We start from the raw sequence: 11242 nt of genomic DNA on the forward strand, positions 1-11242 counted from the left end.
TGATCGACCAGGTGACGTACCAGCCCTTCGGCCCGGTCGAAAGCTGGCAGTGGGCGATGGCCGGCGGTGCACAGGCGCACGAGCGTGTGATCGATCTGGACGGGCGCATCGTGCGGATGCGCCTCGGCGACGTCTTCCGCGACATCCGCTACGACGAGGCCGATCGAATCGTCTCGTTCACGCACCTGGCACCCGATGGCACGCCGCGGCCGGCACTCGACCAGAACTTCGGCTACGACGCGAACAGCCGGCTGACGAGCGTGGTCACCGCGACGACCAGCTGGGCGATCACCCACGATCCGAACGGCAACCGGACCGAGCAGAGCCTGAGTGGGGTGCCCAGCACCTACGTGATCGAGGCGACCAGCAACCGGCTCGCTGCGATGACCAACCCGGCGCGCAGTTTCGGCTATGACAACGCCGGGAACACGACCAGCGACAGCGCCGGCTACACCGCGAGCTATGACCTGCCGGGGCAGCTGGCGGTGCTGTCGCGTGGCGGGATGACCGCGCGCTACAGCTACGACACCGAGCGGCGGCGCATCCGCAAGTTCACGAACGCGGGGCCGCAGAGCACCGTCATCTTCGTGTACGACCTGCAGGGCCAGTTGCTCGGCGAGTACGACCCGCAAGGTCGGGCCATCCGCGAATACGTGTGGCTGGACGACGTGCCGGTCGCGGTGTTCACGCCGGACCCTGCGGACTCGACGGGCGCACCGCTCGTCTATTTCATCCACACCGATCACCTGAACACGCCGCGCGTGGTGGTCGACCGCGAAGGCCGCCAGCGCTGGAGCTGGATGGCCGAGCCGTTCGGCACGACGGCGCCACTGACCAACCCGGCGGGGCTCGGCGACTTCACCTTCAACCTGCGCTTCCCGGGGCAGTATGCGGATGCGGAGTCGGGGCTGTTCTACAACTGGAACCGCTACTACCGGAGGGAGGGCGGGGACTACACGCAGAGTGATCCGATCGGGCTGAACAGAGATCAAGCCGGCAGTCCGAACAGCTCCGAGAGCGCCTGCCGCATCGGCGCCTCGCCGACCGCATGCGTGTCGTGGTGCGATCCGCCCGGCACCAGCACGAAGCGCTTGGCCGACACCGCCGCGTCGAACAGCGCGCGGCCCAGTGCATGCGGGATCAGCCGGTCGTCGTCGCCATGCACCACCAGCACCGGGGCGCGCACCGCGCCGATCTTCTGCGCCGCGTCGAAACGCTGCGTGATGAAGCGGCGCACCGCCGACCAGCCGAGGCTGAAGCTCGCGACCACGTCGGACAGCGAGGTGAAGCTGCTCTCGATGATCAGCCCGGCCGCGTCGTCGACCTCGGACGCCAGGTGGATCGCGATCGCGCCGCCCAGCGAGTGGCCGAAGAGGTAGCGCGCCTGGCCCGGTTGCCGGGCGCCGAGCCACTGCCACGCGGCGCGGGCGTCTTCATAGGCGCTGGCCTCGGACGGCAGCTCGCCGCCGCTCTTGCCGAAGCCGCGGTAGTCGATCGCCAGCACCGAAAACCCGAGCCGCTGCAGCCGGCGCATGCGCTCTGCGCTGCAGGTCACCTCGTGCTGCGCGCCGTGCAGGTACAGCATCAGCGGCGCCTTCGGATCGGGGTTCGCCAGCCACAGGCCGTGCAGCCGCACCGGCTGCCCGCTGAKCTGCGAGTCGAAGCCGATCCACACCTCCTGCATGTCCGAGAGCCGGCGCAGCGCGCGCGCCTGCGACCAGCGGTTGTGCTTGCTCGGCCGGAAGATCCACTTGCGCTGCTGCGTGTCGATCAGCCTGGCGCCGGCCACCGCGGCGAACGCGGTCAGCGCGGCGGCAGGCCAGCCGGCACGGGTGAGGGCATAGGGGAGCTGCATGGCCTGATCTTCGGCCGTGCGCCCCTTGGCTTGAATCCCCGGATCACGCTCCCCGCGTTCAAGTGGCCGTGTTGTGGCCGTAGTTCTCGAACGGCTCAGTGCGCCTGCGCCTCGAGCAGTTGCACCGTCTTGTTGGGCAGCTTGATGCCGCTCTTCTCGCGTTCGGCGCGCGCCTCGTGGCACATCTTCATGCCGGTGTGGTGCTCCAGGATCTCGGCCACCCAGTCGACGAACACCCGCACCTTCGACGACAGGTGGCGGTTCGACGGGTACACGACGTGGAACGGGATCTCGTCCGACAGCCAGTCGCACATCAGCAGCTCCAGCACCCCGCAGCTCGGGTACTGGCGGAACATGTAGGTCGGCAGCCGGCCGACGCCCAGGCCCGCCAGGCAGGCGTCGACGTAGGCGTTGGAATCGTTCAGCGTCAGCGGGCTGTCCACCGGCAGCAGGATGCGCTCGCCGTTGCGCACGAACTCCCAGTCGAACACCTGGCCGGTGCGCAGCGAGAAATAGTTCAGGCAGGTGTGCTTCTTCAGGTCGAGCGGGTGCTCCGGGCGGCCGTGGCGCGCCAGGTAACCGGTGGTCGCGCAGGTCACCAGGTTCATCGTGCCGACGCGGCGCACCACGACGGACGGGTCCGACACCTCGCCGACGCGCAGCGCGCAGTCGATGCCCTCGCTCAGCAGGTTCAGCGGCCGGTCGCTGCAACCCAGCTCCAGCTCGATGTCGGGGTAGCGCTCGAAGAACGACGGCAGCAGCGGGATCAGCAGCCGGCTCGCCACCGCGGTGCTCACGTCGACCCGCAGCTTGCCGCGCGGCGAGGCCTGGCTGGACGAGAACGACTCCTCGGCGTCACGAAGATCCTCGAGGATGCGCACGCAGCGCTCGTAATAGGCGGCGCCGTCTGCCGTCACCGACACCTTGCGGGTCGTGCGGTGCAGCAGCCGCACCTTCAGGTGGCCTTCCAGCTCGGCCACGCTGGCCGAGAGCGTCGCCTTCGGCATGTTCAGCAGCTCCGCCGCGCTGGTGAAGCCGCCGGTGTTGACCACGCCGACGAAGGCTTGCATGGCTTTGATGGTGTCCATTGTCTTGAATCCTGAACAGTCATTCCGCAAAACGCTACTTTATAACTGATTCACAGACCAATACATTTGATGGTGCAACGCAGCATGGGGTATTTCCCGTGACTGTCGACTATTTCCATTTGTCTCTTAGTCTCTCTATTTCGGTTGGAGCCGCTGCTCCGCTGTCCAGGATGACCCCATGACCCTTCGTCCCACCCCCCTGATGTTCTCGACCGTCGCCGTGACGCTCGTGTCGGCTGCCCTGCTGTCGCTGGGCGGCTGCTCGCGCGGCGGCGAAGCGATGGCTGCCACGCCCGCCGGCGGGCCGCCGCCGGCACCGCCGGTCAGCGTCGCTGTCGTCGTCTCGCGCAATGTCGTCGAGCAGCAGGATTTCTCCGGCCGCATCGAAGCGGTCGAATCGGCGCAGATCCGCGCCCGCGTGCCCGGCATCATCGACGCGGTGCAGTTCAAGCCCGGCGCGCTGGTCAAGAAGGGCGACGTGCTGTTCCAGATCGACCCGCGCAGCTACCAGGCCGAAGTGGCCAAGCTGGAGGCCGCGGTCGCCAGCTCCAAGGCCAAGGCGGATCTCGGCCGCACCGAGCTCGAGCGCTCGAAGCGCCTGATGGCCGACAACGCGATCGCCCAGCGCGATTTCGATGAACGCGCTGCCAGCGCCCGCCAGCTCGAAGCCGGCGCGCAGGCCGACCAGGCCGCGCTCGCGGTGGCCCGGCTGAACCTCGAGTACTCGGTCGTGCGTGCGCCGTTCGCCGGCCGCATCGGCAAGGCCGAGGTCACGGTGGGCAACCTGATCGACAGCAGCGTCGTGCTGACCTCGCTGGTCTCGATCAGCCCGGTCTACGTGAGCTTCGACGGCGACGAATCCACCTTCCTGAGCATCGGCGGCGCCGCCCGCGAAGGCGGCAAGGGCGTCAAGGTGCGCACCGGCCTCACCAACGAGAGCGGCTTCCCGCACGAAGGCCGGCTCGACTTCGTCGACAACCGCGTCGACCCGGCCTCCGGCACGGTGCGCATGCGCGCGGTGCTCGAGAACAAGGACGGCGCGCTGATCCCGGGCCTGTTCGCACGGGTGCAGGTCGGTGCCGACATCGGCGCACCGGCCGCGCTGCTGATCAACGACACCGCGATCGGCACCGACCAGAACCGCAAGTACGTCTACGTCGTCAACGCCGAGAACAAGGCCGAGTACCGCGTCGTGCAACTCGGCCCGCTGGTCGACGGGCTGCGCGTCGCGCGTGCCGGGCTGAAGCCGGGCGAGCGCATCGTCGTCAACGGCCTGCAGCGCGTGCGCCCCGGCTCACCGGTGGCGCCTGAAGTCGTGGCGATGAATGCCGACGCGGCGGCCAGCGCCCCGGCCCGCCAGTAAGCCGGCTCGCCAGCAAGAAACATCGAGAGACCCCATGCGATTCTCAAAATTCTTCGTGGACAGGCCGATCTTCGCGGCCGTGCTGTCCATCCTGTTGTTCCTGGCCGGGTTGATCGCGATCTTCCGGCTGCCGATCTCGGAATACCCCGAGGTCGTGCCGCCGTCGGTCGTCGTCAGCGCGCGCTTCCCCGGCGCCAACCCGACGGTGATCGCCCAGACCGTTGCAGCCCCGCTCGAAGAGGCCATCAACGGCACCGAGAACATGCTGTACATGGCCTCGCAGGCCACCGGCGACGGCGGCATGAACCTGACCGTCACCTTCAAGGTCGGCACCAACGTCGAGCAGGCTGAAACGCAGGTGCAGAACCGCGTGCAGCGGGCCCTGGCGCGCCTGCCCGAGGAAGTGCGGCAGATCGGCGTGACCACCGTCAAGAGCTCGCCCAACATCACGATGGTGGTGCACTTGCTCTCGCCGAACTCGCGCTACGACGAGGTCTACCTGCGCAACTACGCGGTGCTCAACATCAAGGACCGGCTGGCCCGCGTGGCCGGCATGGGCCAGGTGCAGGTGTTCGGCGCCGGCGACTACTCGATGCGCATCTGGCTCGACCCGCAGAAGATCGCCGCGCGCGGCCTGACCGCGCCCGACGTGGTCGCCGCGATCCGCGAGCAGAACGTGCAGGTGGCCGCCGGCGTGGTCGGCGCCTCGCCCGCCAAGGACGCGCCGTTCCAGCTGTCGGTCAACACCCAGGGCCGCCTGAGCACCGAAGAGGAGTTCGGCGACATCATCATCAAGACCGGCAGCCTCACCGCCAGCGGCGGCGTGATCCGCCTGCGCGACGTGGCCCGCCTCGAGCTGGGTGCCTCCACCTACTCGCTGCGCTCGCTGCTGAACAACAAGCCGGCGGTCGCGCTCGGCCTGTTCGAGGCGCCGCAATCGAACGCGCTGCAGATCTCGACCGATGTGCGCGCGCTGATGGAAGAGCTGAAGAAGGACTTCCCGCAGGACCTCGAGTACGCCATCGTCTACGACCCGACGCAGTTCGTGCGTGACTCGATCTCGGCCGTGATCCACACGCTGCTCGAGGCGATCGCGCTGGTGGTGCTGGTCGTGATCGTGTTCCTGCAGACCTGGCGCGCGTCGCTGATCCCGCTGCTGGCCGTGCCGGTGTCGGTGATCGGCACGATGGCGGTGCTGCTGGGCTTCGGCTTCTCGATCAACACGCTGTCGCTGTTCGGCCTGGTGCTGGCGATCGGCATCGTGGTCGACGATGCGATCGTGGTGGTCGAGAACGTCGAGCGCAACATCGCCAACGGGCTGAGTCCGCGCGATGCCACCATCCAGGCGATGAAGGAGGTCTCCGGGCCGATCATCGCGATCGCGCTGGTGCTGTGCGCGGTGTTCGTGCCGATCGCCTTCGTGTCCGGCCTGACCGGCCAGTTCTACCGCCAGTTCGCACTGACGATCGCGATCTCCACGGTGATCTCGGCCTTCAACTCGCTGACGCTGTCGCCGGCGCTGGCCGCCGTGCTGCTGAAGCCGCATGGCGCCCCGAAGGACAAGCTCGCCCGCGCGATGGACTGGGCCTTCGGTGGCTTCTTCCGCGTGTTCAACCGCTTCTTCGACCGCTCGTCGCACGGCTACACCGGTGGCGTGAAGCGCGTGCTGGCGCACAAGGGCGCGACCCTCGTGGTCTACGTGCTGCTGATCGTCGGCGCGGTGTTCATGTTCCGCATCGTGCCGTCGGGGTTCGTTCCGGCGCAGGACAAGCAGTACCTGGTCGGCTTCGCCCAGCTGCCTGATGCGGCCTCGCTCGACCGCACCGAAGGCGTGATCCGCCGCATGTCGGAGATCGCGCAATCGGTGCCGGGCGTCAAGAGCTCGGTGGCCTTCCCGGGCCTGTCGATCCACGGCTTCATGAACGCGCCGAACTCGGGCATCGTGTTCTACACGCTGGACGATTTCGACAAGCGCAAGGGCGCCAACCTGTCGAGCGGCGCGATCGCGGCCGAGGTGAACAAGCGTCTGGGCGCGATCCAGGACGCCTTCATCATGGTGTTCCCGCCGCCGCCGGTGAACGGCCTCGGCACCATCGGCGGCTTCAAGCTGTACGTCGAAGACCGCGCCAACCTCGGCCCCGACGCGCTGTACCAGGCGGTGCAGGCGCTGCAGATGAAGGCCTGGCAGACGCCGCAGCTGGCGGGCGTGTTCTCGGGCTACCAGATCAACGTGCCGCAGCTGAAGGCCGACGTCGACCGCACCAAGGCCAAGCAGCTGGGCGTGCCGCTGTCGGACATCTTCGACACGATGCAGATCAACCTCGGTTCGCTCTACATCAACGACTTCAACAAGTTCGGCCGCACCTACCAGGTGATCGCGCAGGCCGACGCCTCGTTCCGCTCGGACGCCTCGGCGATCGGGCAGTTCAAGGTGCGCAACGCCGCGAACGAGATGGTGCCGCTGGGCAGCCTGGTGAACGTCAGCAACACCTACGGGCCGGACCGTGTCGAGCGATACAACTCGTACATGGCGGCCGACTTCAACGGTGGCGCCGCACCGGGCGTGTCGTCGGGCCAGGCGCAGGACATCATGGCCAAGCTGGCGGCCGAGACGCTGCCGCGCGGCATCAGCTTCGAGTGGACCGACCTCACCTACCAGGAGATCCTGGCCGGCAACACGCTGGTGATCGTGTTCCCGCTGTGCGTGCTGCTGGTGTTCCTGGTGCTGGCCGCGCAGTACGAGAGCTGGACGCTGCCGCTGGCGGTGATCCTGATCGTGCCGGCGTCGATCCTGTGCGCGCTGCTGGGCGTCTACCTGACCAAGGGCGACAACAACATCTTCACGCAGATCGCGTTGTTCGTGCTGGTGGGGCTGGCGTCGAAGAACGCGATCCTGATCGTCGAGTTCGCCCGTGACCTGGAGCACCAGGGCAAGGGCATCGTCGAAGCCGCGCTCGAAGCCTGCCACCTGCGCCTGCGCCCGATCCTGATGACGTCGATCGCGTTCATCATGGGCGTGCTGCCGCTGGTGTTCTCGTCGGGTGCCGGTTCCGAGATGCGCCACGCGATGGGCGTGGCGGTGTTCGCCGGCATGCTGGGCGTGACGCTGTTCGGCCTGTTCCTGACCCCGTTGTTCTACGTGCTGCTGCGCAAGCTCGCGGTGGCGATCGAAGGGCGCTCCGGCGCCGCTGCGGCGCCGGTGGCGCACGAGGCGACCTGAGCGACGACAAGACCATGACACACACATTGTTCAAGACTTCCGCGCTGGTGACGGCGCTGGTGCTGGCCGGTTGCTCGCTGGCCCCGACGGTGCCGCAGCCCGACGTGGGCGTGCCGTCGGCCTACAAGGAGGTGACGGCCGTCGAAGGCAGCTGGAAGGCGGCCGCGCCGTCCGAGGCGCAGCAGCGCGGCGCCTGGTGGGTGACGTTCGGCGATGCGAAGCTGAATGCACTCGAGGAGCAGGCCGCGAAGGCGAACCCGACGCTCGCGTCGGCCGCCGCCCGCGTCAAGGCGGCGCGCGCCTCGCTCGGCAGTGCCGAGGCCGACCGCTGGCCGCAACTGGGCCTGAATGCCGGCGCCACGCGCAGCCGCTCGGCGCCGGCGCAGGCCGGCGTGCCGGCCGGCACGCCGGTGTCGCCGTCCACCGTCTACACGGCGGGCCTGGGCGCGAGCTACGAGGTCGACCTGTTCCAGCGCGTGGGCAACGGCGTCAATGCCGCGCGGGCCGACGCCGAGCAGGTCGAGGCGAGCTACCGCTCGGTGCTGCTCGCGCTGCAGGCCGACGTGGCGCAGACGTATTTCGCGCTGCGTGCGCTCGATGCCGAAGCCGCCCAGCTCGATGCGACGCTCGCGCTGCGCACCGAGAACGTTCGCCTGATCGGCAAGCGCTTCCAGGCCGGCGACGTCGCCGAGCTCGACGTGGCGCGCTCGCGCACCGAGCTGTCGACGCTGCAGGCCGAGGTGGTCGCGTTGCGCGGCAGCCGGGCGCGGATCGAGCATTCGCTCGCGCTGCTGCTCGGCCAGGCCCCGTCGGGCTTCGCCTTCGAGAACCAGCCGCTCGCGCTCGACGCCAGCGTGCCGGTGGTGCCGCCGGGCCTGCCGTCGGCGCTRCTGGAGCGCCGGCCCGACGTGACGGCCGCGCAGCGCAGCATGGCGGCGGCGACGGCACGGGTCGGCGTCGCGAAGTCGGCGCTGTTCCCGGCGCTCGCGCTGACCGCCAACGGCGGCTATGCGTCGAACGAGCTGAGCGAGCTGTTCAAGACCAACGCGCAGTCCTGGCTGACCAGCCTGGTGTTCTCGCTGCCGATCATCGACGGCGGGCGCAACAAGGCCGCGGTCAAGCGGGCCGAGGCGCAGCTCGAAGGCGCGGTGGCCGACTACCGGCAGTCGGTGCTGACGGCCTTCGCCGACGTGGAGGACAACCTGTCCGGCCTGCGTTCGGTGCGCGAGCAGGTGGGCTTCACCGATGCGGCCGTGGCCTCGGCGCGCCGCGCCGCGGAGTTGGCCGACAAGCGCTACCGCGCCGGCGAAGACAGCTACCTGCAGCTGCTGGAAGCGCAGCGCGACCTGCTGACCATCGAGCGGCAGGCGGTGAAGCTGCGCGGTACGTGGGCCACCACGACCGTGGGTTTGATCCGCTCCCTCGGCGGGGGTTGGGAAACCACCCAGTGACAGGGGGCCCGTTCATGCGGGCATGATGTCGGCCGATGTAAGACGACCCGCCCGAGCGCGACTCAGGCGGGTCGTTTCATCTTTTCACCGATGGCGACGCCATCCCTGAACCCCGATAGGAGAACCGCATGAACAACCGTCTGATCGCTTCGTCCGCCCTCGCTTCCGTGCTGGCCCTGGGCTTGCTGGGCCAGGCCCACGCCGCCGACGAGAAGGCCAAGGAAAAGTGCTTCGGCATCGCGAAGGCGGGCCAGAACGACTGCGCCACGCTGACCGGCTCGCACTCGTGCGCCGGCCAGTCCAAGGTCGATGCCGATGCCGCCGAATGGAAGTACGTCGCCAAGGGCACCTGCAAGAGCCTGGGCGGCAAGACCGCCGAAGAAGCCAAGAAGCAGTGAGCCGGCGGTGAGTGCTGCCGCGCTGCCGTCGCTCGACCGCCCGGTCGGCATCGGCTTGCGCCAGCCGCACTATGCCGAGCTGCTGGACGGCCCGTGGCACGGGCAGCCGCTCGGCTTCGTCGAGGTGCATTCCGAGAATTTCTTCGCCGACGGCGGCGCCGCGATGGCCGTGCTGCGCGAGGCGCGCTCGCGCTGGGACGTGAGCCTGCACGGCATCGGGCTCTCGCTCGGCTCGGCCTGCGGGCTCGACCCGTGGCATCTCGACCGGCTGGCGCGGCTGGCCGAGCGCATCGAGCCGGTGCGCGTCTCCGACCATGCCAGCTTCGCCCGCGCGCCGGGCGGCCCTGCTGGTGCTGCTGCTGGTGCCGAACTGCTGCACGCCAACGACCTGCTGCCGCTCGCCTTCACGCGCGAGGCGCTCGACGTGATGACGCGCAACGTGACGCAGGTGCAGGAGCGTCTGCGCCGGCCCATCCTGGTCGAGAACCTGTCGGCCTACCTCGCCTGGCAGGACCAGGAGATGAGCGAGCCCGAGTTCTTCAACCAGCTGACGCGCCGCACCGGTTGCGGGTTGTTGCTCGACGTGAACAACCTGGTCGTCAACGGGCTGAACGTCGGCGGGCTGAACCGCGCACGCGACGGCCACGCCGAGGCGGTGCGCGAGGCCTGTGACTGGATCGACGCGATCGATGCGGCCAGCGTCGGCGAGATCCACCTGGCCGGCTACCTCGAACTGCCCGACATCGTGATCGACGACCATGGCAGCCGCGTGCACGAACCGGTGTGGCGGGTGTTCGCGCATGCGATCGAGCGGCTGGGCCCGCGGCCGACGCTGGTCGAGTGGGACACCGAACTGCCGCCGCTGGCCGTGTTGCTCGAAGAGGCAGCGCACGCCGAGCGGGTGATCGCCGGGGCCGGCCACCGATGAACGAGCTCGAACGCCAGCAGGCGCTGCTGCGCAGCCTGTGGGCGCGCGATGAAGGCGCGTCGCTGGCCGCTGCGGTGGGCGAGCAGGGCGCCCGGCTGCGGCGTGGCTGGCAGGCCTATCAGGCGAACGGCGGCGCCTCGGCCGAACGCGCATTGGCGGCACGCTACCCGACCGTGCAGGCGCTGCTGGGCGAGGAGTCGTTTGCCGCGCTGGCCCGCGCGTTCTGGCAGGCGCATCCGCCGCAACGCGGCGACCTCGCCGAGTTCGGCGATGCGCTGCCGGAGTTCATCGCCGAGAGCGATCAGCTGGCCGACGTGCCCTACGTGGCCGACTGCGCGCGGCTCGATGCGCTGGTGGCCCGCTGTGAGCGGGCGGCCGACACCGAATGCGATACCGCCAGCCTGGCGTTGTTGGCGCAGGCCGATCCGGCTGAACTCGTGCTGATGCTGGTGCCGGCGGTCGGCCTGCTCTCCAGCGCCTGGCCGGCGGCGAGCCTGTGGCTGGCGCACCGCCCCGGCGACGATGCGGCCGCCCACCTCGCCGCCGCCCGCGAGGCGCTCGATGCCGGCCGTGGTGAGCACGCGCTGGTGTGGCGCGACGGTTGGCGCCCGCGGGTGCAGCCCGTCGGCGAGCCCGAGGCGCGCTGGACGCAGGCCTTGCTGGAGGGCCGGCCGCTGTCTGAGGCATTGGACCGCGCGGGCGAGATCTTCTCTTTCGAACCCTGGCTGTTGCAGGCCTTGCAGCACGGCTGGCTGGCCGGCGCGCGTCGCGGCTGACCAGCGCCCGGGTGACAACCCGGGCATCAACCTTCATTTGTTCGCTTGTCACCCCCCGAAGGAGCAGGGTGGTGGCACAAAGGCGGGTGCGGGGAGGCTGTGGCGCGCCAATAAAGCCGGGTCGCCGGAGCTGGCTGGTTTCATGGCCGGCGCGCCACAGCCT

The 11242-nt window shown here is 69.2% G+C and carries 8 protein-coding genes and 1 pseudogene; 7 read left to right on the top strand and 2 right to left on the bottom strand.

What is annotated here, in order from left to right; translation table 11 throughout:
- Positions 1-116 precede the first annotated feature (116 nt).
- Positions 117-926: pseudogene (locus tag AC1DXV_RS24790) on the top strand (RHS domain-containing protein); the annotation flags it as partial.
- 62 nt (positions 927-988) lie between these two features.
- On the opposite strand, the gene AC1DXV_RS24795 reads toward AC1DXV_RS24790, so the two are convergent.
- A complete protein-coding gene (locus AC1DXV_RS24795) occupies positions 989-1855 on the bottom strand; it encodes an alpha/beta hydrolase (protein ID WP_477936049.1) in 867 nt (288 codons plus the stop codon).
- 95 nt (positions 1856-1950) lie between these two features.
- Complete coding sequence (locus AC1DXV_RS24800) at positions 1951-2943, bottom strand: LysR family transcriptional regulator (RefSeq protein WP_082004304.1); 993 nt, start codon at positions 2941-2943, stop codon at positions 1951-1953.
- 178 nt (positions 2944-3121) lie between these two features.
- On the opposite strand from AC1DXV_RS24800, the gene AC1DXV_RS24805 reads away from it, so the two are divergent.
- From AC1DXV_RS24805 to AC1DXV_RS24830, 6 genes are all read left to right on the top strand, one after another.
- Entirely contained in the window at positions 3122-4306 is a 1185-nt protein-coding gene (locus AC1DXV_RS24805) for an efflux RND transporter periplasmic adaptor subunit (protein WP_477936051.1), read from the top strand.
- Between the two features lie 34 nt (positions 4307-4340).
- On the top strand, positions 4341-7526 hold the full coding sequence (locus tag AC1DXV_RS24810; RefSeq protein ID WP_477936053.1) for an efflux RND transporter permease subunit: 3186 nt from the start codon (positions 4341-4343) through the stop codon (positions 7524-7526).
- 14 nt (positions 7527-7540) lie between these two features.
- Entirely contained in the window at positions 7541-8977 is a 1437-nt protein-coding gene (locus tag AC1DXV_RS24815; RefSeq protein ID WP_477936055.1) for an efflux transporter outer membrane subunit, read from the top strand.
- 128 nt (positions 8978-9105) lie between these two features.
- A complete protein-coding gene (locus AC1DXV_RS24820) occupies positions 9106-9375 on the top strand; it encodes a BufA1 family periplasmic bufferin-type metallophore (RefSeq protein WP_477872632.1) in 270 nt (89 codons plus the stop codon).
- A 7-nt stretch (positions 9376-9382) separates the two neighbouring features.
- Positions 9383-10303, top strand: a complete 921-nt coding sequence (locus AC1DXV_RS24825; protein WP_477872630.1) for an MbnB/TglH/ChrH family RiPP precursor modification enzyme — start codon at positions 9383-9385, stop codon at positions 10301-10303.
- Positions 10300-11079: an HvfC/BufC family peptide modification chaperone gene (locus AC1DXV_RS24830; protein WP_477936057.1), complete on the top strand. Its 780-nt coding sequence runs from the start codon at positions 10300-10302 to the stop codon at positions 11077-11079. The genes AC1DXV_RS24825 and AC1DXV_RS24830 overlap by 4 nt, the downstream gene beginning before the upstream one ends.
- The last annotated feature ends 163 nt before the right edge of the window (positions 11080-11242 follow it).

Source organism: Rhizobacter sp. P3_C12 (assembly GCF_056402735.1).